The sequence below is a fragment of the Acidiphilium iwatense genome (assembly GCF_021556475.1).
Lineage (GTDB): Bacteria > Pseudomonadota > Alphaproteobacteria > Acetobacterales > Acetobacteraceae > Acidiphilium > Acidiphilium iwatense.
The window spans coordinates 17,859-43,844 of sequence record NZ_JAKGBZ010000010.1 but is presented as its reverse complement, the minus strand read 5'-3'; the positions used below and the strand labels follow the sequence as shown (position 1 = coordinate 43,844).

Below are 25,986 nucleotides of genomic sequence, written 5' to 3'. Positions count from 1 at the left end.
ATTCTCCATTGACCATCTTGACGTATAGGGAAGCGATCGGCATTGCGCAAAGCCCGTTTGACGGCGCAAATCATCCGATGCACCCGGCCGGCGAAACCTCGCGCGAAACGCTGCTATCATGGCTGGCACTCCAGGCGGAATGGGGCGCGGAAGACGCCTTGCTGGATGCGCCGCAAGATCGTGGCGCGATGCCGCCACCTGCCAGCGCCGGCAAGGGAAAACAACAGGCCGTTTCCGCCCCGGTCGCCTCGCCCGTCATGGCACCGTCCACGGCCGAAGCGGCATCGCTCGCCGAATTGCGCGCCGCCCTCGAAAAATTCGACCAGTGCACGCTGAAACGCACCGCGACCCAGTTGGTTTTCGCGGATGGTGCGGAGGATGCACGGATCATGCTGGTGGGCGAAGCCCCTGGCGCCGAGGAAGATCGCGTCGGCCGGCCTTTCGTCGGTCCAGCGGGCCAGTTGCTCGACCGGATGCTGGCCAGCATCGGGCTGGACCGGACGAGCGTGCGGATCGTCAACGTGGTGCCCTGGCGGCCACCCGGCAACCGCACCCCGTCGGACGCCGAAATTTCCCAGTGCCTGCCGTTCCTCCATCGGCACATCGCGCTGATCCGGCCGCATTGCCTGCTTCTCCTCGGCGCGGTCGCGGTGCGGGCGCTGATCGGCGGCAAGGACGGCATCACGCGGATTCGCGGCAAGTGGCGGAACCTGGAGATCCCCGGTCTCGACGCACCCGTCCGCACGCTGCCGACCTATCATCCGGCGTTTCTGCTGCGCCAGCCGGCGGCGAAACGGCAAGCCTGGGCCGATCTGCTCGCATTGCGGCAAGACTGTGTCAGCGCCGGCATTCCATGCGATGCTGCTATGCAAAATAACGATAAATTCACGAAAAGTTGATGTCATATACGCAACGTAAGCCACTCTAATCCGGTATTTTGTATCAAAATATGAGATTCGTCTTTATTTAAGGGGTTGCTCCGGTCCCTCGAAGCCGTGTAGCCGGTTCAACCATGCGAGGGGCCGTCAAAAAGCTCTCCCGCCTAAGTGTCGCCCAGGCGGTCATCGTCTCCGCGGCACTGCTCGCCGCCACCGCGCTTCCAAGCGCGGCGCAGGCCGGGCAAAGGGGGCCTTCACCGAATCGGCAGACCGGGTCGTCACGACCTGAAAACGTTGCCTATGCCATACCGCGCTCGACACCGCTCAACGGTGCCGAAACGGCCCTCGCACAACCGCTTACCCCCAGCGATGCGGCGGTCTATGCGCGGATTTTCACCGATCAGCGCGCCGGGCGCATCGCTGCCGCGCAGCGGCTGATCGCACGGGTCCATAATCATCTGCTGATGGGTCAGGTGCTCGCCCAGCTCTATCTCGGGCCGTATCACCATTCGACGGCGGCGGAACTCAGCGCGTGGCTCGACAAATATAACGGCCAGCCGCACACGCAGCGGATCAGAAACCTGCTGATGCAGCGCCTGCCGCGCGGCGCCGCGGTGCCGCCGCCCGCCGAAATTTCCTATCTGCCCGAACCGACGATAACCTCGTCCGGCGCGGCACCGCCCCGGCATATGGGCATCGCGGTTCCGCGCTATATGGCCGAGCGGGTCGGCAATCTGGCGCGTAACGGCCATTCCAGGCTTGCACTCAATCTGATCGGCCGCGACAATCATATTTCCGCATGGGCCGGCGCCGCGCTGCGCGGCGAGGTCGCGCGCCATCTGTTCATCCGCGGCGCATACGATCAGGCGTTCGGCGTGGCCAGCAAGGCGGCTCAGGAAGGCGGCGATTCCGTCTGGCGCCCCGATTTCATCGCCGGTCTCGCGGCGTGGCAAATGCACCATGTCGCCAAGGCGCTGCCCTATTTCACCGAAGCGGCCAATGCCCGCGACGCATCCGAAGGGCAGCGCGCCGCGGGCGCGTTCTGGGCCGCGCGCGCGGCACTTCGCCTGCGCCAGCCCGATGGCTATCTGCATTGGCTCGACCGCGCGGCCGCCGCGAAAGGAAGTTTCTACGGGATGCTGGCCGGGCGGCTGCTCGGCCACGGGCTGGCTGGTTCGGGACTGGCGGCGAGCCTGTCCGAGGCGGATATCGAGGCTGTCGCGGCACAGCAGAACGGCGCTCTCGCCTTCGGCCTGATTCAGGCAGGTCGGCCGGAAGACGCCGCAAACGCGCTGCGCTCGCTCTGGCCCGCAATTCAGAGCCATCCGGGGCTGGGCCGGGCGGTCATGGGCGTTGCGGCGCGTGCCGGACTGGTCGATGTCGCGATCGCCTTCGATCGGACACTGCCTGGCAGCGCGATCGCCGGGATGAATCTGCCGCTGCCGGGTCTGCATCCGCTTGGCGGATTCAGCGTCGATCCGTCGCTGGTCTATGCGCTGGCACGCACCGAGTCCGGGTTCAATCCGAACGCGGTCTCACCCGTGGGGGCACGCGGCCTCATGCAGCTCATGCCCGGAACCGCATCGGCGATGGCAAGGCGCGGCGGAATTTCCGGCAGTCCGACCAACCCTTCGGTCAATCTGGCGCTCGGACAGAGCTACCTGATGTATCTCGGGCATCAGCCGGGGGTAGAACGCAACCTGCTGGATATACTGGCGAGCTACAATGCCGGGCCGGTGGCCGCCTCAGCCTGGGCGCATTCGATCCATGACGGCGGCGACCCGCTGATCTTTCTCGAATCGATCCCGGACGTGCAGACTCGCCGGTTCGTGACTCAGGTTCTCACCGATAGCTGGATCTATGCCGAGGAAATCGGCACCACGCCGGAAAGCCTCGATGCCATGGCCGAAGGGCGATTCCCGCGGCTTTCGCCATACGGGACGACCGCCCTCGCCGATCGCTGAATCCGGTCTCGCTCACTTTTCTTGATCGAACGTTCATCATTTCAGGCTAGCCTCTATCCATGGATCAGGCTTTTCCCGAGAGCGATCGATCGCCGCTGCCGCCCGCTTTGCTGCACTCGGGACTTCTGGCGTATCGGCGCGGTGATTTCGCGGGAGCCGCTCGGGATTTCACTATGATTCTCGACTCGATGCCGGAGCATCATGGCGCGCGCGTCAATCTCGCCAACGCTTTGTGGTCGCTGGGGAAACTCGACGCCGCCGAACGCGAGGCCGATCGGGCCCGGACCGATCGGCTCGATTCCGCAGAGGCCTGGATGGTCACCGGGGCGATCCGGCTCGATCGCGGCGATGCCGAGGGTGCCATCGCGGTCTACGGCCACGTCGTGGCCTTGCGGCCCGATCTCGCCAGCGCTCATGCCGGACTTGGCGCGGCGTTTCTGTCGATCACCGACTATGCCAAAGCCGAGCGATCGGCCCGCGATGCGCTGGCGCTTGATCCGGCAAGCACCCATGCGCGCTTCACCCTGGGCTCGGCGCGTGCCGAGCAGGGCGATCCCGCAGGCGCCGTCGCCGCGTTCGACATCGTGCTTGCCGCCGAACCGGGCCATGCCCGCGCGCGGCTCAATCGCGGCAACGCGCTGGTCGATCTCGACCGGATCGACCAAGCCGAGGCAGATCTGCGCACCGCCAGTCTCGATCCGACGCTCAAGGAAGCCTGGGCCAGTCTGGGATTCGTTCTGACCATCCAGGGTGAGCTTCCGGCAGCGATCGCGTCGTGCGACCGCGCCATTGCACTCGATGCCGACTTTGCACTGGCCCATTGGAACCGGGGGGTGGCAATGCTTCTCGGCGGCGATTTCACGGCCGGCTTCGCCGCTTATGAATGGCGCAAGCGCCATTCGGTCTATCGGCACCATTTCACACAGCTTCCCGCACCGGACTGGCGAGGCCAGCCCCTCGACGGCAAGCATCTTCTGGTCCGCGCCGAGCAGGGATTCGGCGATACCATCATGCTCGCGCGGTTCCTGCCTGATCTGGCCGTGCGGGCGGCACGCGTCACCCTCGCCTGCCCGCCAACGCTGTTTCCCCTGTTTGCCGGCATGGGGATCGGCCTCCACCCGCTCGACGCAACGCCGGATGCCGAATGCGATCTCGCGATCGACCAGATGAGCCTGCCGCATGTGCTCGATCTGACCGAGGCGACAATTCCGCGCGCGACCGGATATCTCACGGCTGACCCAGTCCGTGCCGCACGCTGGCGCGCGGCGCTCCCGGCCACGCCCGGACGACGCAGGATCGGACTCGTCTGGGCCGGCAATCCGGCCCACGGCAACGATCGTCGGCGATCGCTGCCGCCGCGCGCGCTCGCGCCGCTGATCGAGATTCCGGGGTTCGATTTCGTCGGCCTGCAACTCGGCGCGCGGCAGGGCGAATATCCAATCCCGAACCTTTCGGCCTCGATCGGCGATTACGGCGACACCGCCGCCATCCTCGCTCATCTCGACGCGGTGGTGACGGTGGATACCTCGGTCGCCCATCTCGCCGGCGCGATGGGGGTTCCCTGTCACATCCTGCTCTCCGCCGCGTGCGACTGGCGCTGGCGGCTCGGGCGCGATACCACCGCCTGGTATGATAGCATCGTTCTTCATCGCCAGCGCCATCTCGGCGACTGGGCCGGCCCGATTGCCTCGGTGATCGAGGCACTGCGATGACCGTATCATCGCTCAGCATCGGCCTCGGGGCGTCCGCCGCACTGCGAAACAACGCGGCCTCGCCGCTGTTCGGCTTTCTGCGCGATTTCGCGCCGTTTCTCGGCTCCGATGGCGTGACGCTCCATATCGTGGGAGCGACGCATGACGCGGTCGCCGCAAGCGGGATTCTCCGCGCCGAGTCCCTGGTTCGCCTGCCGCCAGCGCGCGAGGGTGGGGTGATCCGGCTCACCGCGATGACCGTGCCGGACGCGACGGGGCGATCGGCGCTCGACTGGGTGATCTATCTGCTCGATCCGATCGACCCGATCACGGTATTTCCCGAAATGCACGCGCTAAAACGGCAATGCGTGGTGCATGGCAAGCCGTTCCTGACCAACCGCGCCGCCGCCTCGGAATGGTGCGCGCTCGCATGGAGCCACCGCACCGATTCGCGCGACCCGGTGCTCGCCCCGCAAATCGCCCGTTGGGTGCGTCCCGAGCGCGTGGGCGAAGAGACGATCGGGCTGATCGCGCATGACAGCCAGAAACGGACGATGCTCGAATTCGTCCGCGCCCATCGGGCCGTGCTGTCCCGTTTCGGGCGTAGGCTGGCTACCGGAACCACCGGAGGCCTGCTCAACGGCGAGATCCCGGCCCGGATGGCCGGCGAGGCGGAATCGCTGCGCGACCTTCTGCCGCCAACGCCCGAGAATTGGGTCATCCGCTACCAGTCCGGCCCGCGTGGCGGCGATGCGCAGATCGCCGTCGAGGTTCTGGACGGACACTGCCGCCGGCTGGTGTTTTTCGAAGACCCGCATGTCGCGCGCGAGCACGAGGCCGATATCCAGTTGCTCGAACGCGCGACCCGCTTCGCGCCGGACGGCTGCCTCTGCGTCAACGACCGGGCCAGCGCCGAGACCTGGATCAAAAACCTCGCGCGCCTGTTGTGATGAATTTTTCCAGCGGAACGTAGTGCTTCACTCGTTCCGCTGCCACCTCCGTGACCATTCCAGCAATCCTTCGGATTGCCGGAACCTTTGGTCACTCCGCCGCGAATGCGGCGCGCGCCTTATGGCGCGAAGCCAAGCGCGCAGATGCGCGCGCCCGGCGTTTGATGGCACACTGGCTGCGCAAGCAGCCAGTATCGTCGATATTACGCCAGCGCCTGGGCGCGAACCAGGCGGGCGAAGGCACCTTCCTCGGCCAGCAAATCCTCATGCGTGCCGGATTCGAGCACGACGCCGTCGGCCATCACCACGATCAGGTCGGCGTCGCGCACGGTGGCGAGCCGGTGGGCGACCACGATGGTGGTCCGGCCGCGCCGAAGCCGCGCCAAGGCCTCCTGCACGGCGGCTTCGCTTTCGGCATCGAGCGCGCTGGTGGCTTCGTCCAGCAGCAGGATACGCGGATCGCGCAGCAAAGCGCGCGCGAGAGCGACGCGCTGGCGCTGCCCGCCGGACAGGCGCTGGCCGTTCACCCCCACCCGCGTTTCGAATCTCTCCGGCAGATCGGCGATGAACTGCGCGGCCGCCGCTTCGGCCGCCGCTTCGACCTCGCGCATCGGCGCATCGGGCCGGCCCATCGCGATATTCGCGGCGATGGTGTCATCGAACAGCAGCGAATCCTGGCCGACATAGGCGATCGCGCCGCGCAGGCTGGCGAGCGAAACGCCGGCGATATCCGCGCCGTCGATCAGGATGGCGCCGCGCTCGGGATCGTAGAGACGCGGGATCAGCGCGAGCGCGGTCGATTTACCCCCCCCGGAAGCGCCGACCAGGGCAAGAGTGCGCCCCGGCTCGGCAATGAAGGACAGGTCGCGCAAGCCCGGCCTTCCGTCGGGGTAGGAAAAACCGACATGGCGGAATTCCACCCGCCCCGGCCCCGGCGGCAGCGGCGCCGCGTCCAGCGGTTCGCCCACCGCGCGCGGCTCGTCGATCACGCCATAGACCCGGTCGAGTCCGGCCAGACCCTCCTGCACCGCCGCGTTCATCGTGCCGAGGGCGCGCAGCGGCCGCGAGGCGATCAGCAGGGCGGCGACGAAGCCGGTGAAATTGCCGATCCCCGAAGCGCCCGCCGCGTGGCGCCAGCCGGCGAAGCCGATCACCAGCGCGATCGCGAGCCCGCCCAGCACTTCCAGCATCGGGTCGAGCGCGGCACGGCCCCGGATCATGCGCATCAGGGCGCGATAGAGCTGCTCGAAGGCGCGGTCGGCGCGCCGGCGTTCCTGCGCCTCCAGCCCGTAGGCGCGTACCGTGCGCGCCTGGGCGAAGCTTTCGTTCAGCATCGACGCCGCCTCGCCCATGCGTTCCTGCATCCCGCCCGAGGCGCGCCGGATGCGCCGGCCGATCTTCTGGATCGGCAATCCCGCCAGCGGATAGAGCACGGCGGCGATCAGGCTGAGCGACCAGTCGATCCACAGCATGGTCGCGACCAGGCCGATCAGGGTGAACGCGTCGGCCACGCCGTTCACCGCCCGGCTCATCGCCTCGCGGATCACCGTTGCGTCGGTGGTGAAGCGCGCCGCCAGCGCGGCGGGCGATTCGCGCTCCAGCCGCGCCAGTTCGGCATCGGTGAGATGGGCGAACATCGTGCCTTGCAGGCGCCTGATCGTGCCCAGCACCACCTGCTGGGTCAGCACCGTCTGGAAATATTGCGCGAGCGCCTTCACCATCGTGACGGCGAGCACGATCGCCGGCACCTGATACAGAATGCGCGGATCGCGCTTGGCGAACATGGTGAAGGCGCGGTCGATCAGCGCCGGATACAGCGCCGTGGTTCCCGACATCAGCAGAGTGAACAGGACGATCAGCGCCACCCGGCCGCGATAATGGCGGATGTGATCCCGCCACAGCCGCCGCGCCAGCGCCCAACCGCCCATCTCTCCGATCACCGCCAACCCGTCATGCCTCTATGTCATCGGTTCCGAGCCGATCCCGGACAGGCGGTTTAGTGACGTGGCGGGACCGGGGCGTCAATCGGCTCGGCGTGATGGCCGCTGACATCCTCGCCGGCTTCGGCGGCGAGGCGCGCGCAGATCGGCACCGAGACCAGGCCGATCGCGCTGACGATCACGAAGGCCCAGGCATAGTCGTCGATGGTGGGGTTGGCATGGCCGGAAAAGGCGGTCGCGAGTTCGAGCGAGCCGGCAGCGATCGAAATTCCCAGGGTGATCGTGATCTGCTGGAACGTGGCGTAGAAGCTGGTCGCGGCACTCATCCGGCTGCGCGGCACGTCGGCATAGGCGATGGTGTTGAACGCGGTGAATTGCAGCGAGCGGAACACGCCGCCGATCAGCAGCACGGCATCGAGCGCCAGAACCGGCCAGCCCGGCCGGAACGCGGCGCAGAGCGCGGTGAACACCACCGAAAGCAGGCCGAACGCCACCATCGAGGCGCGGAAGCCGAAGCGCCGCAGGATCGGCTGGGCCAGCGGCTTCATCGCCAGCGCGCCGATCGCGGCGGCGAAGGTGACGGTGCCGCTTTTAGCGGCGCTCTCGCCGAAGCCGAGTTGCAGCATCAGCGGCAGCAGGAATGGCATCGCCCCGGCCAGCACGCGGAAAAAGCTGCCGGCGATGGTCGAATTCGCGAAAGTCGCGATTTTCATCAGGGTCAGGTCGAGCACCGGATGCTCATGGCGGCGCGCATGGCGCCAATAGGCAAACGCGGAAAATCCACCGATCGCGAAACAGGCGAGGCTCCAGGGCACCGGGATGATGCCGCGCCCGATCGTCTCGATGCCGGCCATCAGCAGCGCCATGGCCAGTCCGCTCCAGACCAGCCCGACGATATCGAGCCGCCCCGCGTGCTCGGTGTCGCGCACCTCGCGGATGAACAGGCTGACGGCGACGATACCGATGATGCCGATCGGCACGTTGATGTCGAAGGTCCAGCGCCAGGAGACATAGGTAACGATGAAACCACCCAGCGGCGGCCCGATGATCGGGCCGATCAGCGCCGGCATGGTCAGCCAGGACGTGGCGGCGAGCATGTCGCGCCGGCGCACCGATTTGAGCAGGAGCAGCCGGCCGACCGGCACCATCATCGCCCCGCCCACACCCTGCAGGATGCGCGCCGCGATCAGCGCACCGAGGCTGGTGGACAGTCCGCACAGGATCGAGCCGATGGTGAACACCAGGATTGCGGCGCGGAACACGGTGCGGCTGCCGAAACGGTCGGCGAACCAGCCCGAGGCCGGGATGAACACCGCGAGCGACAGCAGATACGACGTGAGCGCCAGACTCATATGAATCGGATCGGCGTGGAAGCTTTTCGCCATCGCCGGCAGGGCGGTCGCGACGATGGTGCTGTCGAGATTCTGCATGAACAGCGCGGTCGCCACGATCACCGCGGTCAGGCGCATCTGCCCGGTGGTCAGGGCGGCGCGATCGTCATCCTCATCGTCGGTCATCGGCGCTCAATGCGCTGCCGGGGCCGATCTCGGCCAGACGAGCTTCGGGACGTTCGCGGTTTTCCTGCCGTTCGCGGTCAGCACACCGTCCGCGAGTGCGAGATCGGCCTTGAGGCGCTGGCTACCCTTGGGTCCTTTGGTCATGTAGGGCGCGGTTTCGGTGGTCAGGGTGCTGATCGCGCCGACGGCGGCGGGGTAGGCGCTGGCGATGTCGCCGAGAAATTCGCCCAGGCCGTCGGCGGTCAGGGTTGATCGGCTCACCGGCTGAACCGCCTTGTCGAAGCCGAAATTGCCGTGCGCGTGGGCGTCGAGCGGGCCGAGCACCAGGGCGATTGCGTAGCGTCCATGGCCGCCTGCCTTCGCCCAGTCATGGATTTCCGGCCCGAATTTCCGCCACATGGCTTGCAAGGGTTGCATCGGGTTGACCCCGCTGCCGTCCGGCGACGGGGCCAACGGAAGCTGGCCGAAATGGGACAATGCCGGCATTGACGGCCCCGACAGGTCGAGATCGAAAATCAACGATTTGATTTTGCCGGCGAACGGCAGATGGCCGAGGGTCACGAAAATCGGCGACAGGGCAAAGCCGGTGATTTTCTCATGAATCGTGATCGCGGTCGCGTTTTTGCCCGCTGCCGGATTGCGGGTGCCGCGAGCGGTGAGCGACTTGATGCTGACCAGGGTGAAATTGGTGTCCGCGCTGTCGACCCGCATGTCGATGAAGGAGGCTTCGACGGCACGCAGCGGGTCGGGCGCATGGTCGAGCAGGGCATTCGGGTCGAAGCGGTAGCGATCATGCAGGGTGGCGAACTGGATGGTGAAGGCCGGCCCGGACGGCATCGCCATGTGCCAGGACAAGGGCAGTCCGAGATCGAGAGTGAAAGGCGAGGCCGGGTGCACGTCGAGGTTGAGGTTGGGCAGGGTGATCGACGGCTCCGGCATCCCCCGATCAGGCGGGCTGAAGGTGAGATCGGCTACCGAGAACCGCGCCACCAGCGGCGAGGCGCCGCGCGCGGTCGCGCCATGGCTGACGGTCCAGCCCGCCTTGCGGAACGCGGCTTCCTGCTGGCGGAACGCGACCCCGAGGCGTCCCTCGGCATACCACCACGCTCCAAGATAGGCGATCGCCAGCACCACGATCAGCAGGAGCAGAAACCGGGCGAAACCGCGCATGAGAGGTCTTTCATTGCTTTTGCCGCAGGCAGGATTCTAGTTGCCGAACAGTCGTGCATCGAAGCCGGAGCATGGCATGGAGTAGCGCCCTCGCCCCAGCTAAGTCCATAAGTCAGGGAATGATGGGATGATCGAATACCAGCACATTAAATCCGTGATAATATAGCTTTTTAGTTGGCATTCCGAACTGCCTGGCCGCTGCGACAGCACACGATGGTTGAGGCAGACACTGTCCAGGATCAACGGAAACGATGAGAAACATTCGCTTCGGCTCGTTTAGAATGCCCTCCCGCGTGTACCACCGCGCCAGGGTTTGGACGGGCTTAGGCAAAAATTGCTGCTTATTTGCATCGAAATCCACTGGCCGGATCGTGACTTCGCCATGGGTCACCCAGGCAACGGCATTTGCCTGAGTTGGCCAATACGGTCCGTAGCCGAAAGAAAGACCATGGGCGTGCAAAAATCTGGCAAGGGCCGGTATACCTCTGAGCGATACATGTGGCGGATCTAGAGTCCAGACAACACGATTACTCACCACGCCAGAAACTATCGAAGCAATACCGATTGCCGTTACAATACTAAGGCCCAGATGTCGTAAGCCCGATGTCTCAATAGGAATAACGGCAAGTAGGATTGGAACAAAGACAAAAAAATTGGCAAAATAACGTGCAGTCACCATTGCAGTTGCAAAGCCGGTAAAGAGCAACGCCGAAAACATGATCCCCATGGATGCAAGTGCTGTCAGCGCAAGAAACTGCCGACGGATCGGCATCATACGGTAACTTCCGGTAAGACAGGCGAATGAAAATGCCACAACCAGCGCAAGCACACCGCAATCAATCACCAGGGATGTAATCGGGGGCGGGTGGTACGGGGATGTCAGTGAGCCTGGCACCAAGTTCATAAACACCGCCACGTAACGGAACGCCAAAATCAGATTCTTGCCAATCTCGTTCCATGTCGCGATGCTGTGAGACGGCGCCGGAAGGAAGCCAAACATGCCAAAAAGTTTAGTCTCCGCCAGTGCACCGGCCAATATGTCGATGCCCAAGATAGCAATGATTGGTTTGCGGCCCACCTCGTCATTGCCCGTGACAATCAGAATGATGGTGGCAGTAGCCATAGGCATGAGAAAAGCGGCAAGCGTCCAGGGATCGGACAAAGCACCGATGAATAGGCAAATTCCGGCGATCATCAGCCAGCCGAGTCGTCCGCTGTCGAGCCAAAGGGTCGAAAGTAAGACACCAAGCAGCCCCCAAACCAGCGAGACGTTATGGCTGACCGGGTAAGCGAGGAATCCGTTGGCACCAAGAGCCGGTTGTCCAGCGAAGAGAAGAACAATAGCAGCCAGAGCCCCAATCACCGGACCACGCTCGCGCCCGATTAGGATCACTGTCAACAGCACCATGAGATAAAAAAAGACGGCGCCGCTCGCAATCAGAACCACCGGTGAATCACCAAAGATCAGGAAAGCGAAGAAATCTGCCGGCATCAAGGACAGGAGCCAATTATCTTGGGTGTAGCGCCAGAGTGTCACGAAGCCGATGCCATGTGCATGGACGCCTTGCCAGAGCAAGACTGGGCCCGCGATATCCGAATCGGCACCCCATAGATGAAAAATCGCCTTCAGGCTCTGGATGAAACCAAGCGTCACGCCAATGCCGACTACGATCAGCAGGAGCAGAAACCGGGCGAAACCGCGCATGAAGCATCCTTTCGAGGAGCGAGCCGATGCCAGCTTAGACCAACGGATCGAATGATGGCCAATCGGGCAAACCGTCCAATCGGATGGTCAGGCCGGATTGTGCGGCAACGCCTCCAGCGCGATCGTCACCGACAGGTGGCGATAATCCTTGTTGTGTATGACATCCACCGGACGGAAAATTTTTGCCGCCTTCAACGTCGTGGTTGATCCAGATTTCAAGGTCAAAACGATCCGCGTCGCGTCGCTGACTTCGTAGACCGTCGTTTTCTTTCCGATTTTTACGGTCAATCTGACCGGCCGCAGCGACGCGGGCCGCTCGGATCCTTTGATGATAAGGCGTAGAGAACGGCCGCTGGTTGCGATCCTGGCATATCGCCCGATCCAACTGAACCGACTGTGAGCGGATGGCCAATAATCCCCTTGAACATAGAAATAGCGAAGCTTCCTGCGCGGCGGAACTTCGACGATCCCGGTGCCGTCGTGGCGGATTATGGGCCATCCGAGTGCCATGATAGCCTGCGCAAGCGGCTTCGGCGTTTGGGGTGCAAGGAGAATGTAGTCGACCCGGTGAGTCCCACAAAACGCCAAGATGTCGTTTTCGAAGTTTCCGTGCGGCGCGCCGTCCATGAAGTCATGGACAACGGGCCAGCGCCAAGCCTGACGAGGAGTAAACCCTACATAACCGCCCGTTTGGGTAAAACCCATACGGGTATCGAGCTGCCAAGCCATTCCCGGACCATGATTCGCGAACGGCAGCACGATGATATTCGCTGGCTTCCCGAGCGCAGATGCTGCGATATTGCTCGGTAACGCCGGCGCCAGCGGAAAATTCGTCCATCCGAATGCCTTGGGGTTGGGAACCAGAAAAACGCAGGCAAGAAAGGCAAGAACGAGCCGAACGAGGCGAGAGGCAGCCTTTGCTTCGGTAATCCAACACGCGACGGCGATGCCCGCAGCAAGAAAAACATACTGGGTGAATCGGATCGGCAAGGCCGATTTTATGAGCGGGAGCCAAGAAGTGACAGCCCACGGAAGTGGGATGCCGGTGTTCAGACCGTCGAGATGCAGCTTCGGGCCAAGACTTGCAACAGTAAGAGCCTGACTCTGAATGGTAGCGTTGCTATCGTTGGCGGGCGATTTTTCTTGTGAGCAGGCGGATATGGGCAAGGAGGAGCCACGCTGTGGCGCTGGCGATGGTTGCTTCGAAATCCTTGGCGAGGCGGCGGCATCTGCCGAGCCAGGCGAAGGTTCTCTCAACCACCCACCTTCGGGGCAGGAGTTCAAATCCTGTGGCGGTGTCAGATCGTTTGACGATCTGCATGGTCCAGTTGCCGATTTTGGCGAGGCGCCTGTTCAGCTTCGGGCCGGCATAGCCGCCGTCGGCGAAGACGTGTCGGAGCCACGGATACAGCGAGCGAATGGCGCTGAGCACCCGCACGGCGCCATCGCGGTCCTGGATATCGGCGGAGTGGATGACAAGCCCGACCAGATGGCCCAGCGTGTCGGTGATGATATGGCGCTTGCGCCCCTTGATCTTCTTGCCCGCATCGAAGCCGCGCGGCCCCCCGGCTTCGGTCGTCTTCACCGACTGGCTGTCGATTACCCCGGCAGTAGGGGAAGGTTCACGACCAGCCAATTCTCGGGCCATCATGATAAGGGCGTGGTTGATGCGTTCCAGGGTGCCATCGCGGCAGAAGCGGTAAAAATACCCCTGCACCGTCGTGAACGGTGCGAATTCCTTCGGGATCTGCCGCCATTGGCATCCGGTCGCCAGCATGTACAGGATCGCCTCCACGATCACTCGCAGCGATACCGAGCGCGGTCGGCCACGCTGTGACGGCGCTGGCATGAACGGCTCGATCAACGACCATTCCGCATCGGTGAGATTGCTTGCATAACGAAGCTCGCCCCGGCAGTATCGCCGGCGAGCGATTTCGGTCCAGGCCATTGCGAATCCGTCCGTTGTTGCAAACCGACTGAATCACAATCCACTGAAATCGCTCAACTATCTTTTTCGGTCAGGCTCTAAGCAATAAAATCGAAATAAATAAAGCCTTTTTGTATCGGATTAATTCGCCGCGCCATAAATATGCAATCAAAATAGCGATCAGCGGCAATCCAAGATAAGCGCCTTGCTCCGACAAGTTGGCAGTCATGTGCCGGACAATCGGTGCCGCAGCGCGATGTCCCAGCCAGGTCATATAGGTTGGCAGCACGAAATTGAGCGGGTCAGCCGAGTAATAAGTAACCGAGTTAATCTCCTTCGGAACCGTATCCGCGCCGACAATCAAATAATAGATGAAAGGTAAAGACAAGAATGCGGCGATACACGCCGCCCCCAGAAATTCAAGCGCAAGCTGCCATAAAGCCGTGCGCTCCCGATCGGGAGTAAAATACCAGAAAATCGCCCAGACGATCGCTCCAAGAGTACAGAAAGTCGCGACAATCTCCGTTGAAATGCCGATTTCCAGAAACAGCGCCAGGGCCGTAAGAAGCACGAAAGTGCGCCGCGACACCTCTTCTCGAAAGCGCAGCAGGGTAAGCAAAACGATCAGGGGAACCAGAAACGTGACGTCGAGATTAAGATGACCAAGTAACTGGCCCAATTCATACGAAGAAAAACCGTAGATAAATCCTGCTACAAGCGCCGCACCGGTATTTTTGACAATGGAGCGTGCCAGAAGAAAGGTCGTCCAGGCTGCTAATCCGGGAGCCGACACCGATATAACATTGAATGCCAGCGTTGCATTCCCCAAAATCGTGAAGGGCGCGGCGATTGCGGCAAGGGTCGGAACCGACGTCGCCCATGCGAGATCGAAACCATGGGGAAACCAGACATAGCGGGTCCAGAACGGGTTGAGGCCGTGAGCGATCGCGAAAGGCCACCAATGCAGGAACCACATGAAAGAGATTGGATCGTTACCGCCACCGATATAATGCGTGGTCCATGGCAGGCGCGATCCAAATAACATAATTGAAATAAGTAGATAGAAAAAAAGAGCCAAAACCGTCTCAACTACGCCCCGTACGCCGCGATACTGGCCAATGGCCGCTTGCTCGGTTGCCGTAACCGGATCGCTCATCGGTCCTTCCGAATCCTTCACAATCGCCCCACTCTTGACCTCGTTGCATGATCCAGGGCTTTGTGCAGCGCACGATCCTCTCGTTCGATCTGCAGCATCCCCTCGCGGAGCCCCTCATGCCATCTTGCATACCATTTGACCAGTTGGGCACTGTCAGGCGGGTCTGCCGGAATGTGAAACGTTGGCGCAACGCCGCAATGGCGCTGCGCTGGACCGCTGCCGCCATAATGGAAGCTACCAAGGGCTCTTTCGGAAGCTGAAGGCTCATCCAGCACTTCGCTCGGCCCTGGCTGCACACAAGCCGAAGCTCCTCCTCGATGCCAATTTTGCTCAATACACCAAAGCCGCATAATCAGAAATCGGGCAACGTGCCCGCACCGATTTTCAACAACGGGCCGGGCATCTCTGGCCAGTAGATTTGCGGCTGATTCACAACAAACAGACTTCCGAGGCCATCTTCAAGCTGCTACTACCTCACCACTGGAGCGGATCGGCCGCTTACTCAGCGGGTGAGAACTAGGGTGTGTACCCAATAGCGGTGTGGCCGCGACCGGAGGGATTTTGGCTGCTGGCCAGGAGAGAGGAGTGAGGTGATCTTGCCGATCATGAGCGACGAACGACATAGCCAGCGGCCAAAAGCTCCCGGTCCCTTCGGGCTGGGGCGCAAATCGCGGCTCACGCCGCCATTGGGTACACACCCTAGAACGTCATGCGGACCAAAAGACGTGAACTATATAATCGAATATCGTGCGCCCTTGTCGTCTTACATGCCGACGGCTGAGTAATTTGGAATTTTGTAATGGAAACCAAAGCATACCTCGACATGGCGGAACTTGAAGAACGCCATTGGTGGTTTGCGGCTCGCCGAGACATCCTTTCCGATCAGTTGAAGGCGCTCGACCTACCGCGCCACGCTCAGATCCTTGAGATCGGCTGTGGCACGGGGGGTAATCTGCCCATGCTGTCGGACTTCGGAACCGTATGCGGGATCGAAATCTCTGAAGTCGCGCGCGATTTGGCCATAAAAAAGACCGGCGGAGCGTTCGAAATTCGCGCCGGCACCTTACCCTCCGCAGTGCCGGATTTCGGGCGCCAATTTGATCTGATCTGCCTGTTCGATGTGCTCGAACATATCGACGACGATCTTGGCACGCTCCGCGCCGTGGCTTGTCTGGTCAAGCCTGGCGGCCGCCTGATCATCTCCGTGCCGGCCTATCAGTGGATGTGGAGCCGACACGATGAATTTCTCCATCACCACCGACGCTATTCAAAGATCAGATTAATCGATGTGGTCCAATCAGCGGGACTGCGCCTCGACCGCGCCACATATTTCAATATGTGGCTGTTCCCGGCGGCCGCCCTAGTGCGGAGCTTCGACAAGCTGCGCGGAGCGCAGAGCGCGACCGGGACGAACATCCCGCCCGCCCTGATCAATCGGATCATGCGGACGATCTTCGCATCAGAACGTCATCTGCTTGAACGGACCGGGCTACCGTTTGGGCTGTCCCTGCTCTGCGTCGCGAGCGCGTGAGTCCGTGGTGACCAACGTCAGCGAAATCCGCCAATTGGTGTCGCGCGTGATGAAGTTCGGGGTGACAGGCATCACCTCGACGGCGATCTATGTCGGCCTGTCTTACACGATGATCAAAATACTCGCGTTGGAGGTCATCGTCTCAAGCATCGTCGCTTTCATCATTGCCAGCGTATTTTCCTACCTGGTCAACACGCTCTGGAGCTTCTCGGAAAAGCCGAGCCCAGCCAATCTGATGAAATTCGCGACGGTAACGATCCTTGGATCGGCCATCTCATCAGCGATCTTAAAAAACGCGATCACGATGGGCTTCGGCTATTGGATCGGAATCATTGCCATATTATTAATAGTGCCGCTAATGACCTTCATTGCCCATCACGTCTGGACTTATCAACAACCAGCACGAATGTAAGGTAATGAGCTCTTGTCTGTTGCGGTCTGTAAACTTATACTCCTCGCGGCTGCTAAATTATAAAATTAATTGATCAAGAAATATGCTGTAGCGTACCTTTTAGACGGAAGTGACCACATTCTACACGTATCCAAACGCCGCGATACTGGCCAATGGCCGCTTGTTCGGTTGCCGTAACCGGATCGCTCATCGGTCCTTCCGAATCCTTCACAATCGCCCCACTCTTGACCTCGTTGCATGATCCAGGGCTTTGTGCAGCGCACGATCCTCTCGTTCGATCTGCAGCATCCCCTCGCGGAGCCCCTCATGCCATCTTGCGTACCATTCGACCAGTTGGAAATCGGTCAGACCGCCTCGCTCGGCAAGACCATCACCGAGGCCGACATCCTGCTGTTCTCGGCGGTTTCGATGGATACCAACCCGGTCCATCTCAACCAGGAACTGGCGGACCAGACCCTGTTCAAGGGCCGGGTCGCCCATGGGATGCTGTGCGGCAGCCTGATCTCGGCGGTGCTCGGCACCGTGCTGCCGGGGCTGGGGACGATCTATCTCACCCAGTCCATGCGGTTCCGCGCGCCGGTACGAATCGGCGACACGGTGACGGCGGTGGTCGAAGTCGCCGGCCTCGACCACGACCGGAAGCGCGCCACCATGCGCACGCGCTGCCTGGTGCGCGGACGGGTGGTGATCGAGGGCGAGGCGGTGGTGATTCCGCCGACCGAAGCGGTCGTCGCGATCGCCCAGAGCGAGAAGCGCGCCGCCGAATGATCGGAGTCATCCATGACTGGACCGAGGTGCCGGCGGAGGCGCGCGGCGCGTCGGTCGCTCTCGGCAATTTCGACGGGGTGCATCGCGGCCATGTCGAGGTGCTGCGCGCCGCCCACGCGGCACGCCCGGACGCGCCCCGCGCGGTGCTGAGCTTCGCGCCCCACCCGCGCGAGTTTTTCCGCCCCGACGACCCGCCGTTCCGGCTGATGCTGGAGGAGGAACGCGCCGCCGCCCTTGAGGCCGAGGGGGTCGGCATCCTGTTCGAACTGCGGTTCGACCGCGCGTTTTCGCTTCTGACCGCAACCCAGTTCATCGATGAGATTTTGCATCGCGGCATCGGCGCGGCGCACCTCGCCTGCGGCGCCGATTTCGCCTTCGGCCACCGGCGCGGCGGCGACGTTTCGCTGCTCGCCACACGCGCCGAAGCGCTCGGCATGGGGCTGACCGTCGTATCGCATCTCGACGACGCCGAAGGCCCGATTTCCTCGACCCGGATTCGCCGGCTGCTGCAGGACGGTTACCCCGAGCGCGCAGCCTCGCTGCTCGGGCGCCCGCATGTGATTCGCGGCACGGTCGCCCACGGCGATGCGCGCGGCCGGACCATCGGGTTCCCCACCGCCAATGTGGCACTCGGCCGGCACCTGGAACCCGCGCGCGGGGTCTATGCGGTCACCGCGAAGCTGGACGATGGGCGCAGCGTGCGCGGGGTCGCGAATATCGGCCGCCGGCCGACCGTCGCCGAAGGCGCGATTGCCCGGCTGGAGGCGCATCTGTTCGATTTCGATGGCGATCTCTACGGCCGGGAGATCGCGGTCGCGCTGCATCATTTCATCCGCGACGAACGCAAATTCGCGAGCTTCGACGAGTTGCGCGGCCAGATTGTGCGCGATGCCGACACGGCCCGCGCATTGCTGGAGCGGTAACAGACACGCTCAGGCGGGTTCGATCAGGCCGGGCGCGACACGCCAGACCATCGCGTCATCGCCGAGCGTGGCGAGCGATTCATGTTCTGTCGCGGTGCAGAATATCTGGGCTGGGCTTCGTGTCAGCGCAGCGCCGAGCGCGGCACGATGTGCGGCATCGAGATGCACGAACGGTTCGTCGAGCAGGAGCACGGGGGCGGCACCGCGCAGCTGCGTCACCGCCGCCAGATGGGCGAGCACGATGGCAACCAGCATGGCGCGCTGCTGGCCGGTCGACGCCAGTGACGCGGGCAATCCGCTCGTCCGGTCGGCGAGCAGGAAATCGGCGCGCTGCGGCGAAGACGGCACCTGTGCGGCGTTTCGGGCGACTGCGTAGGTTTCGCGCAGCCAGTCTTCGACCGCGAGGGCAGGCGCTTCCCGCAGCCGCGCGCCGATCGGGCAGTCGAGCGCCAGTATCGCCGGCGGAAACGGCGCCGCGACGCCGGCAGCAAGAGCGTCGTTCAGCCGGGCGATCAGATCGAGCCGGGAAGCGGTCAGCGCCGCCGCGTGACGCGCCATCGACTCCTCGATCGTCGCCAGCCACACCGGATCGGAGCCACCCTGCTCGATCAGCCGGTTGCGGTTGGCCGAAGCGGCCTCGAACGCGGCGACTTCGCGCGCATGGCCGGGTGCAAGGGCAATGGTCAGCCGGTCGAGAAAACGCCGCCGTGCCGGAGCGCCTTCGGTGAACAGCCGGTCCATCTGCGGCGTGAGCCAGACGCAGGCGAAGTGCTCCGCCGCCGCCGAAGCCGGAATCGGTTCGCCGTCGAGCAGGATGCGCCGCCGCTCGGGCTGGGACGGTTCGATTCCGGTGCCGAAATCGAATTCCTGCCCGTCCTCCCCGCGCACGATCCGCGCGGCCACCGCCCAGCCACCGGAAGCCTCCGGGGCACGGCGCGCCAGTTCGGCGAACCGGGCGCCGCGCAAGCCACGCCCCGGCGCCAGCAGCGAAATCGCCTCCAGCAGATTGGTCTTGCCCGAGCCGTTCGGCCCCTCAAGGGCGACGATTCGCCCGGCGGGTTGCCAATCGAGCGCGGTGTAGGAGCGGAAATCGGCGAGGCGCAGGCGTTCGATACGCGCGCCCGCCGGTCGGCCGTTAGCGTTCAAACACGCATCGGCATCAGGACGAATATGGCGCTCTGATCGCCGGCCGCGCGCACCAGGGTGGGCGCCGCGCCGTCGGCGAAGCAGAATTCGACATGACCCTTGATCTGCTCGGTCACGTCGTTGAGGTAGCGCGCCTGAAAGCCGATCTCGATCGGGCTCGATTCGTACTGCACCTGTTCGCCGTCGAGCTCTTCCGAGGCGGTTCCCTGATCCGGGCTGGTCGCCGACAGGACGAGCAGATCGCGTGCGACCGACAATTTCACCGGCTTGTGGCGCTCGGCGGTGATCGCCGAGACGCGGGCAACGGCGTTGGAAAAATCATTTGTATCAACACGTAAAATCTTGTCGTTACCGACCGGGATGACCCGGCTGTAATCGGGGTAGGTACCGTCGATCAGCTTGCTGGTCAGGCGCATCGTATCGAGGCTGAACTGGATGCGGGTTTCCGACAGGGCGATGGCGACATCGCCGGAAACCTCGTCGAGCAGTTTGCGCAGCTCGTTCACCGTCTTGCGCGGAATGATCACGCCCGGCATCCCGGAAGCGCCCTCGGGCAGCGGTTCCTCGACGCGGGCAAGCCGGTGGCCGTCGGTCGCGACCGCGCGCAGCACGGCGGCGCCGTCCGATTCGGCCGCATGCAGATAGATGCCGTTGAGGTAGTATCGGGTCTCCTCGGTGGAGATTGCAAAGCGGGTGCGGTCGATCAGCCCGCGCAGCGCCTGGGCCGGAATTGCGAAACGATGGCTCAGCTTGCCGGCATCGAGCTTGGGGAATTCGTCGGTCGGCAGAACCACCAGCTTGGTCGCGTAGCGACCGGCTCGCAGATGCAGGGGCGCGTCGCCGCCCGGATGATCCAGCTCGATCTCGGCATGGTCGGGCTGGCGGCGCACGATTTCATAGAGCGTCGCCGCCGGCGCGGTGACCGCCCCGTCCGCTGCGCTGGCGGCGGCAACCTCCTCGATCAGGGCGATCTCCAGATCGGTCGCGGCGACGGTCAGCCGCCCGTCCTTCACCGAGAGCAACACGTTGGCGAGGATGGGAATTGTGTTCCGCCGCTCCACCACATTCTGAACATGGGCCAGCGCCTTGAGGAGCGTGGCGCGATCCGCCTTGAGCTTCATGCGATCCTTCCAGTCATCTCGCCTGACAATTATGCGACTCGCCAGGGTTTCGGTCCATAGCCCAGATCGGCACGGAATAGAACCGGCCCATCCGCGCGTAACGCCGATCGAGTGCGTCGCCGAAACATAATTATTGCGCGGGTGACAGGGCGGTCATGCCGGGCTATGGGCCGGGCGGGGGTCGAACGACATCCGGCTCCGCACGACCCTGACAACGACCATGAGCGGATCGGCCATGACCAGCATCGCACCGCCCGCCCTTGTCCATGGACGGCGCCTGCCCAACGCATGGGATCTGGCGGCGATCCTGCTCGTGCTCGGCCTGCTGATCGGGGTGGTGAACGTGGCGCGGGGCACACTCGCCCCGCTCGCGGTTGCCCAGGCGGGGCATATCCATCTCGATCCCGCCTATCTGCCGGGCTACGCCATACGCACCACGCTGCGGATGTTCGCGGCCCTGATCGCTTCGCTGATCTTCACCTTCACCGTCGCGACCCTTGCGGCGAAAAGCCGCCGTGCGGCGATCATCATCATCCCGATCCTCGACATCCTGCAATCGGTACCGATTCTCGGATTTCTGTCGTTCACCGTGCTGTTCTTCCTTCACCTGTTCCCCGGCCGGGAACTCGGCGCGGAACTTGCGGCGGTATTCGCCGTCTTTACCAGCCAGGCATGGAACATGACGTTCAGCTTCTATCAGTCGCTGACCACCGAGCCGGCCGATCTCGACGAAGCCTGCCGCAGCTTCGGCCTGTCGCCCTGGCAGCGCTTCTGGCGGCTCGACGTGCCGTTTGCCACCCCTGGCCTTGTCTGGAACACCATGCTGTCGATGTCGGGCGGCTGGTTCTTCGTCGTCGCCTCCGAAGCGATCACGGTGGGCAACACCACCTTCACCCTGCCGGGGATCGGGTCCTATGTGGCCGTGGCGCTGGGCCGGCGCGACCTTCCAGCGATCGTCTACGCCGTGCTCGCCATGCTTGTGGTGATCCTGATGTACGACCAGTTGCTGTTCCGCCCGCTGGTCGCGTGGTCGGCCAAGTTCCGCTTCGAGACGGTGCAGACAGCGGCGGATTCCGAGCCCTGGGTGCTGAAACTGTTGCGCCGGACCTTCATCCTGCGCGAGGCGGGCGGCTGGCTCGGCGATCAGGTGGCGCGGATCGGCCGGTTGCGTCTGGGCCGCGCTCAGCGGACTTTTCAGTCGCTCAGGACCGACCGGCAATCATCGCGCCTTGGCGATGGCGTGTTCTACGTGCTGGTGGCACTCGGCGCCATCTATGCGTTCTGGCAGGTGGCAAAGTTCTGCGCGGCGCATCTGCAGTGGTCCGATCTGGTCACCTGCCTGACACTCGCCGTCTTTACCCTGGCACGGGTGATCGTGGCCCTCGTGGTATCCAGCGCGATCTGGCTGCCGCTCGGCGTGTGGGTCGGGCTGCGGCCGAAGGCGACCAGGATCGTCCAGCCGGTGGCGCAGTTCCTCGCCGCATTTCCGGCCAATCTGCTGTTTCCCATCGCGGTCGCGCTGATCGTCGCCTACCGGCTGGCGCCGAATATCTGGCTGACGCCGCTGATGATTCTCGGCACCCAGTGGTATGTGCTGTTCAACGTGGTGGCCGGCGCGTCGGCGCTGCCAGGCGATTTGAAGGAGGTCGCGGCGAATTTCGGCCTGCGCGGTTTTCTCCGCTGGCGGCGCCTGATCATTCCCGGCATCCTGCCTTATCTGGTCACCGGTCTGCTGACCGCGAGCGGCAATGCCTGGAACACCTCGATCGTCGCGGAAGTGGCGTCCTGGGGGCACACCACGCTGGTCGCCCAGGGGCTCGGCGCCTATATCGCGGAGGCGACCAACGCGGGAAACACCGCCAGGATCGTGCTGGGTGTCGCCGTGATGTCGGCCTTCGTGCTTGTTTTCAACCGGCTGGTCTGGCGCCCGCTCTATGCCTATGCCAGCCGCCGCACCACGCTTGGATAGGGAATCCCGCATGGACCAGCTCGTCGCCACGCGAACCCTGCTCGAAGTCCGCAAATGCCGGCAGGCCTATCCGAAAGAGGCCAATAACGAGCTCGTGGTGCTCGACGATGTGAACGTCTCTCTGCGGGAGGGCGAAATCGTCGGCCTGCTCGGCCGTTCCGGGTCGGGGAAATCGACTTTGCTGCGCATCATCGCCGGGCTGTTGCGCCCGACCAGCGGCGAGGTGCTGTGGCAAGGCAAGACGGTGCGCGGCCCGGTGCGCGGGGTTGCCATGGTGTTTCAGAGTTTCGCGCTGTTTCCCTGGCTCACGGTGCAGGAAAATGTCGAGCTTGGATTGGAGGCGCAAGGCATTGCGCGGGCGGAGCGCGAGGTCCGCGCCGAGGAGGCGATCGACCTGATCGGCCTCGGCGGTTATGATGGCGCCTATCCCAAGGAATTGTCGGGCGGGATGCGCCAGCGGGTCGGCCTCGCGCGAGCGCTGGTGACCCATCCCGATCTGCTGCTGATGGACGAGCCGTTTTCGGCGCTGGATGTGCTGACCGCCGAGACGCTGCGCACCGATCTGATCGATTTGTGGTCGGACCGGAAATTGCCGGTGAAATCGATGCTGCTGGTGACCCACAACATCGAGGAAGCGGTGCTGATGTGCGACCGCATCCTGGTGTTTGCATCCGATCCGGGCCGGGTCGCGCACGAGATGACCGTGCGCTTCGCCCATCCGCGCAACCGGCTCGACCCGGCGTTCCGCCAGATGGTCGACGACATCTATGCGGTAATGACGCGGCGGAAAACCCCGGCCGATCTGCGTGCCCAGGCGGCACAGCCGGCGACCGGCTTCGCCACCCCGCTTCACCCGATCGGCACCAATCTGATGTCGGGTCTGATGGAAACCCTCGCAGCCCCCCCCTATGAGGGCCGCGCCGACCTGCCGGCGCTGGCCGCCGCGCTGCAATACGAAGTCGACGAGTTGCTGCCGCTCGGCGAAACCCTGCAATTGCTGAAATTCGCCGAGCTGGAGGAAGGCGACATCCGCCTGACCGAACAGGGGCACCGCTTCGTCAACGCCGAGACCGAGGAGCGCAAACGCATCTTCGCCGCCAATTTGCGGGCTCAGGTTCCGCTGGTGGCGGCGATCCGCCAGGTGATCGACGAACGCTGGAATCACCGCGCCTCGGCGGTGCGCTTCCGCGACGAACTGGAAGACCACATGTCGCCCGAGCGCGCCGAGGAAACCCTGCGCACCGCGATTTCCTGGGGCCGCTATGCCGAGCTGTATTCCTATGACGAGGAAGCGCAGCAATTCAGCCTGGAGGATATCGAGGAGGACTGAACGGGGCGGCTACGCCACCCGAACACCCTTCCAGAACGCGATCCGGCCTTTGATTTCGGCGGCTTCGGCGGAGGGATCGGGGTAGTACCACGCGGCGTCCCTGTTGGTTGCGCCATCGACCGCGATCGAGTAATAGTGAGCGGTGCCCTTCCACGGGCAGCGGCTGGTTGTGGCGCTGTCGCGCAGCACCTCCCGCCGGACCGACTCGATCGGGAAATAATGATTGCCCTCGATCATGACGGTCGCGTCCGACTCCGCGATGATCGTTTCGTTCCATACCGCCTTGACCATGGTTCGCTCCTTAATTTTATGGTCATGGAATTCCACGTCCGTGTAATTCCATGGTCGTGCCTTTCAGATGGGCTCCCATGCGCCGGATAAAAGCCTCACCGCTTTAATGGCGCGTCGGCACAACCATGTTCGTTGCATGACCCAGAACAAAACCGACCACCCGGCGCTTCACGACATTCCCATCGGCATCGACGCGGCCGGCTTTCGCACCGAAAGCGATTCGATGGGCGAGATCGAGGTTGCCGCCGATCGCTACTGGGGCGCGCAGACCCAGCGCAGCCTGAAGCATTTCTCGATCGGCACGGAGAGGATGCCCAAGCCGCTCTACCGCGCCTACGGCATCGTCAAGAAGGCCGCCGCCTTGGCGAACGCTGCATCCGGCCATCTTCCGCGCTGGAAAGCCGATGCCATCGCGCGCGCCGCCGACGAGGCGATCGCAGGCAAGCTCGACGATCATTTCCCGCTCTTCGTCTATCAGACCGGGTCGGGCACCCAGTCCAACATGAACATCAACGAGGTTCTGGCAAACCGGGCGAACCAGCTTCTGGGTGGGACAATCGGCGGCAAATCCCCGGTGCATCCGAACGACGACGTGAATTTGGCCCAATCCTCGAACGACACCTTCCCCACCGCGATGCACATCGCGGCACTCGACGCGCTCGATGCGATGCTGCTGCCGCGCGCGACCGCGCTGACCGAGGCGATCGAGGCGAAATCCGCCGAATGGATGGAGATTCCCAAGACCGGCCGTACTCATTTGCAGGATGCGGTGCCGCTGACCGTCGGGCAGGAATGGTCCGGCTACGCGCACCAGTTGCGCGACGCATTGGCCCGCATCGAGGCGTCGAAAGCCGGGCTTTTCGAAATTGCCGCTGGCGGGACAGCAGTGGGTACGGGGTTGACCGCGCCGGCGGGATTCAGTGTGGCGATCGCCGCACAAATCGCTGCCCTCACCGGCATGCCCTTCATCACCGCGCCGAATAAATTCGCCGCCCAGGGGTCGCTCGATGCGATGGTCGCTTCGATGGCCGCGGTCCGGGGGCTTGCGGTTGCGTTGATGAAAATCGCCAACGACATGCGCTGGCTCGCCAGCGGGCCGCGCTGTGGCATCGGCGAGCTTGTGCTGCCGGAGAACGAACCGGGCTCCTCGATCATGCCGGGCAAGGTGAACCCGACCCAGTGCGAGGCGATGGTGATGGTCTGCATCCAGGTGATCGCCGACGACAATGCCGTGGCTTTTGCCGGCAGCCAGGGCAATTTCGAGCTGAATGCGATGCGGCCGATCATCATCAACAATTTTCTCCGCTCCTGCCGCAACCTCGCCGATGCATGCGCCACATTGAACCGCTTCTCGGTCACGGGCACCAGGCTGAACCGCGCGGTGATCGACGAACAATTGGGCCGGTCGCTGATGCTGGTCACCGCCCTCAGCCCCGAAATCGGCTACGACCGCGCCGCAATGATCGCCCACAAGGCCGAGACCGAAAATCTGTCACTGCGCGAGGCGGCGCTGAAATATGGCGGGTTGGACGGCGAAACCTTCGACCGGATCGTCGATCCGGCCCGCATGGTGGGCAGCGGCCTCGGCGGCGCCTGA

The 25,986-nt window shown here is 63.5% G+C and carries 21 protein-coding genes and 1 pseudogene; 12 read left to right on the top strand and 10 right to left on the bottom strand.

Annotation, left to right across the window (positions count from 1 at the left end; genetic code table 11):
* Positions 1 to 17 precede the first annotated feature (17 nt).
* The 4 genes from L2A60_RS07085 to L2A60_RS07070 all read left to right on the top strand — a co-directional run bounded on the left by L2A60_RS07085 (position 18) and on the right by L2A60_RS07070 (position 5,483).
* Positions 18 to 899 carry a uracil-DNA glycosylase gene (locus tag L2A60_RS07085; protein ID WP_456237164.1) on the top strand — a complete coding sequence of 294 codons (882 nt, stop codon included), beginning with the start codon at positions 18 to 20 and terminating at the stop codon, positions 897 to 899.
* A 113-nt stretch (positions 900 to 1,012) separates the two neighbouring features.
* Positions 1,013 to 2,842, top strand: a complete 1,830-nt coding sequence (locus L2A60_RS07080; RefSeq protein ID WP_235703674.1) for a lytic transglycosylase domain-containing protein — start codon at positions 1,013 to 1,015, stop codon at positions 2,840 to 2,842.
* Between the two features lie 59 nt (positions 2,843 to 2,901).
* The gene (locus L2A60_RS07075) at positions 2,902 to 4,554 is read left to right on the top strand and encodes a tetratricopeptide repeat protein (RefSeq protein ID WP_235703673.1); all 1,653 of its coding nucleotides are present in this window, start codon (positions 2,902 to 2,904) and stop codon (positions 4,552 to 4,554) included.
* Positions 4,551 to 5,483 carry a methylglyoxal synthase gene (locus L2A60_RS07070; protein ID WP_235703672.1) on the top strand — a complete coding sequence of 311 codons (933 nt, stop codon included), beginning with the start codon at positions 4,551 to 4,553 and terminating at the stop codon, positions 5,481 to 5,483. Before L2A60_RS07075 ends, L2A60_RS07070 begins: the two co-directional genes overlap by 4 nt.
* 203 nt (positions 5,484 to 5,686) lie before the next feature.
* On the opposite strand, the gene L2A60_RS07065 is transcribed toward L2A60_RS07070, so the two are convergent.
* The 7 genes from L2A60_RS07065 to L2A60_RS07035 form a co-directional block, all read right to left on the bottom strand.
* Positions 5,687 to 7,411: an ABC transporter ATP-binding protein gene (locus L2A60_RS07065; RefSeq protein WP_235703735.1), complete on the bottom strand. Its 1,725-nt coding sequence runs from the start codon at positions 7,409 to 7,411 to the stop codon at positions 5,687 to 5,689.
* Between the two features lie 68 nt (positions 7,412 to 7,479).
* Positions 7,480 to 8,940 carry an MFS transporter gene (locus L2A60_RS07060; RefSeq protein WP_235703671.1) on the bottom strand — a complete coding sequence of 487 codons (1,461 nt, stop codon included), beginning with the start codon at positions 8,938 to 8,940 and terminating at the stop codon, positions 7,480 to 7,482.
* A gap of 6 nt (positions 8,941 to 8,946) precedes the next feature.
* Positions 8,947 to 10,110: a DUF2125 domain-containing protein gene (locus tag L2A60_RS07055; RefSeq protein ID WP_235703670.1), complete on the bottom strand. Its 1,164-nt coding sequence runs from the start codon at positions 10,108 to 10,110 to the stop codon at positions 8,947 to 8,949.
* Between the two features lie 112 nt (positions 10,111 to 10,222).
* Positions 10,223 to 11,815: a hypothetical protein gene (locus L2A60_RS07050; protein ID WP_235703669.1), complete on the bottom strand. Its 1,593-nt coding sequence runs from the start codon at positions 11,813 to 11,815 to the stop codon at positions 10,223 to 10,225.
* A gap of 87 nt (positions 11,816 to 11,902) precedes the next feature.
* Positions 11,903 to 12,982 (bottom strand): hypothetical protein, encoded by a 1,080-nt coding sequence (locus L2A60_RS07045; RefSeq protein WP_235703668.1) that lies wholly within the window; start codon positions 12,980 to 12,982, stop codon positions 11,903 to 11,905.
* Positions 12,936 to 13,763: an IS5 family transposase gene (locus tag L2A60_RS07040; protein ID WP_235703667.1), complete on the bottom strand. Its 828-nt coding sequence runs from the start codon at positions 13,761 to 13,763 to the stop codon at positions 12,936 to 12,938. The genes L2A60_RS07045 and L2A60_RS07040 overlap by 47 nt, the downstream gene beginning before the upstream one ends.
* A gap of 70 nt (positions 13,764 to 13,833) precedes the next feature.
* Positions 13,834 to 14,898: a YfhO family protein gene (locus L2A60_RS07035; RefSeq protein WP_235703666.1), complete on the bottom strand. Its 1,065-nt coding sequence runs from the start codon at positions 14,896 to 14,898 to the stop codon at positions 13,834 to 13,836.
* 146 nt (positions 14,899 to 15,044) lie between these two features.
* On the opposite strand from L2A60_RS07035, the pseudogene L2A60_RS07030 reads away from it, so the two are divergent.
* The 5 genes and pseudogenes from L2A60_RS07030 to L2A60_RS07010 all read left to right on the top strand — a co-directional run.
* Positions 15,045 to 15,250 (top strand): annotated as a pseudogene (locus L2A60_RS07030) (IS256 family transposase); the annotation flags it as partial.
* A gap of 534 nt (positions 15,251 to 15,784) precedes the next feature.
* Positions 15,785 to 16,429 carry a class I SAM-dependent methyltransferase gene (locus tag L2A60_RS07025; RefSeq protein WP_235703665.1) on the top strand — a complete coding sequence of 215 codons (645 nt, stop codon included), beginning with the start codon at positions 15,785 to 15,787 and terminating at the stop codon, positions 16,427 to 16,429.
* Positions 16,430 to 16,436: 7 nt separating this feature from the next.
* Positions 16,437 to 16,841: a GtrA family protein gene (locus tag L2A60_RS07020; RefSeq protein WP_235703664.1), complete on the top strand. Its 405-nt coding sequence runs from the start codon at positions 16,437 to 16,439 to the stop codon at positions 16,839 to 16,841.
* A gap of 237 nt (positions 16,842 to 17,078) precedes the next feature.
* Positions 17,079 to 17,609, top strand: a complete 531-nt coding sequence (locus L2A60_RS07015) for a MaoC family dehydratase (protein WP_456237163.1) — start codon at positions 17,079 to 17,081, stop codon at positions 17,607 to 17,609.
* The gene (locus L2A60_RS07010; RefSeq protein ID WP_235703663.1) at positions 17,606 to 18,532 is read left to right on the top strand and encodes a bifunctional riboflavin kinase/FAD synthetase; all 927 of its coding nucleotides are present in this window, start codon (positions 17,606 to 17,608) and stop codon (positions 18,530 to 18,532) included. Before L2A60_RS07015 ends, L2A60_RS07010 begins: the two co-directional genes overlap by 4 nt.
* A 9-nt stretch (positions 18,533 to 18,541) precedes the next feature.
* On the opposite strand, the gene recF is transcribed toward L2A60_RS07010, so the two are convergent.
* A complete protein-coding gene (gene recF / locus L2A60_RS07005) occupies positions 18,542 to 19,678 on the bottom strand; it encodes a DNA replication/repair protein RecF (protein WP_235703662.1) in 1,137 nt (378 codons plus the stop codon).
* Complete coding sequence (dnaN, locus tag L2A60_RS07000; protein ID WP_235703661.1) at positions 19,675 to 20,799, bottom strand: DNA polymerase III subunit beta; 1,125 nt, start codon at positions 20,797 to 20,799, stop codon at positions 19,675 to 19,677. The genes recF and dnaN overlap by 4 nt, the downstream gene beginning before the upstream one ends.
* A 235-nt stretch (positions 20,800 to 21,034) precedes the next feature.
* Between dnaN and L2A60_RS06995 the strand changes: the two genes are divergently transcribed.
* Entirely contained in the window at positions 21,035 to 22,768 is a 1,734-nt protein-coding gene (locus tag L2A60_RS06995; protein ID WP_235703733.1) for an ABC transporter permease, read from the top strand.
* A gap of 10 nt (positions 22,769 to 22,778) precedes the next feature.
* Positions 22,779 to 24,098: an ABC transporter ATP-binding protein gene (locus L2A60_RS06990; RefSeq protein ID WP_235703660.1), complete on the top strand. Its 1,320-nt coding sequence runs from the start codon at positions 22,779 to 22,781 to the stop codon at positions 24,096 to 24,098.
* 9 nt (positions 24,099 to 24,107) lie between these two features.
* On the opposite strand, the gene L2A60_RS06985 is transcribed toward L2A60_RS06990, so the two are convergent.
* A complete protein-coding gene (locus L2A60_RS06985) occupies positions 24,108 to 24,389 on the bottom strand; it encodes a DUF427 domain-containing protein (protein WP_235703659.1) in 282 nt (93 codons plus the stop codon).
* A 136-nt stretch (positions 24,390 to 24,525) separates the two neighbouring features.
* Here L2A60_RS06985 and fumC point away from each other — a divergent pair, with 136 nt between their 5' ends.
* Positions 24,526 to 25,986 carry a class II fumarate hydratase gene (gene fumC, locus L2A60_RS06980; RefSeq protein ID WP_235703658.1) on the top strand — a complete coding sequence of 487 codons (1,461 nt, stop codon included), beginning with the start codon at positions 24,526 to 24,528 and terminating at the stop codon, positions 25,984 to 25,986.

Excerpts from the sequence above, each read along its gene's own strand:
- L2A60_RS07060 (WP_235703671.1), bottom strand. The coding sequence starts at position 8,940 with ATGACCGACGATGAGGATGACGATCGCGCCGCCCTGACCACCGGGCAG.
- L2A60_RS07015 (WP_456237163.1), top strand. The coding sequence starts at position 17,079 with ATGATCCAGGGCTTTGTGCAGCGCACGATCCTCTCGTTCGATCTGCAG.
- fumC (WP_235703658.1), top strand. The coding sequence starts at position 24,526 with ATGACCCAGAACAAAACCGACCACCCGGCGCTTCACGACATTCCCATC.
- L2A60_RS07080 (WP_235703674.1), top strand. The coding sequence starts at position 1,013 with ATGCGAGGGGCCGTCAAAAAGCTCTCCCGCCTAAGTGTCGCCCAGGCG.
- L2A60_RS06990 (WP_235703660.1), top strand. The coding sequence starts at position 22,779 with ATGGACCAGCTCGTCGCCACGCGAACCCTGCTCGAAGTCCGCAAATGC.
- L2A60_RS07070 (WP_235703672.1), top strand. The coding sequence starts at position 4,551 with ATGACCGTATCATCGCTCAGCATCGGCCTCGGGGCGTCCGCCGCACTG.
- L2A60_RS07050 (WP_235703669.1), bottom strand. The coding sequence starts at position 11,815 with ATGCGCGGTTTCGCCCGGTTTCTGCTCCTGCTGATCGTAGTCGGCATT.
- dnaN (WP_235703661.1), bottom strand. The coding sequence starts at position 20,799 with ATGAAGCTCAAGGCGGATCGCGCCACGCTCCTCAAGGCGCTGGCCCAT.
- L2A60_RS06995 (WP_235703733.1), top strand. The coding sequence starts at position 21,035 with ATGACCAGCATCGCACCGCCCGCCCTTGTCCATGGACGGCGCCTGCCC.
- L2A60_RS07035 (WP_235703666.1), bottom strand. The coding sequence starts at position 14,898 with ATGAGCGATCCGGTTACGGCAACCGAGCAAGCGGCCATTGGCCAGTAT.
- L2A60_RS07040 (WP_235703667.1), bottom strand. The coding sequence starts at position 13,763 with ATGGCCTGGACCGAAATCGCTCGCCGGCGATACTGCCGGGGCGAGCTT.
- L2A60_RS06985 (WP_235703659.1), bottom strand. The coding sequence starts at position 24,389 with ATGGTCAAGGCGGTATGGAACGAAACGATCATCGCGGAGTCGGACGCG.
- L2A60_RS07065 (WP_235703735.1), bottom strand. The coding sequence starts at position 7,411 with ATGGGCGGTTGGGCGCTGGCGCGGCGGCTGTGGCGGGATCACATCCGC.
- L2A60_RS07075 (WP_235703673.1), top strand. The coding sequence starts at position 2,902 with ATGGATCAGGCTTTTCCCGAGAGCGATCGATCGCCGCTGCCGCCCGCT.
- L2A60_RS07010 (WP_235703663.1), top strand. The coding sequence starts at position 17,606 with ATGATCGGAGTCATCCATGACTGGACCGAGGTGCCGGCGGAGGCGCGC.
- L2A60_RS07055 (WP_235703670.1), bottom strand. The coding sequence starts at position 10,110 with ATGCGCGGTTTCGCCCGGTTTCTGCTCCTGCTGATCGTGGTGCTGGCG.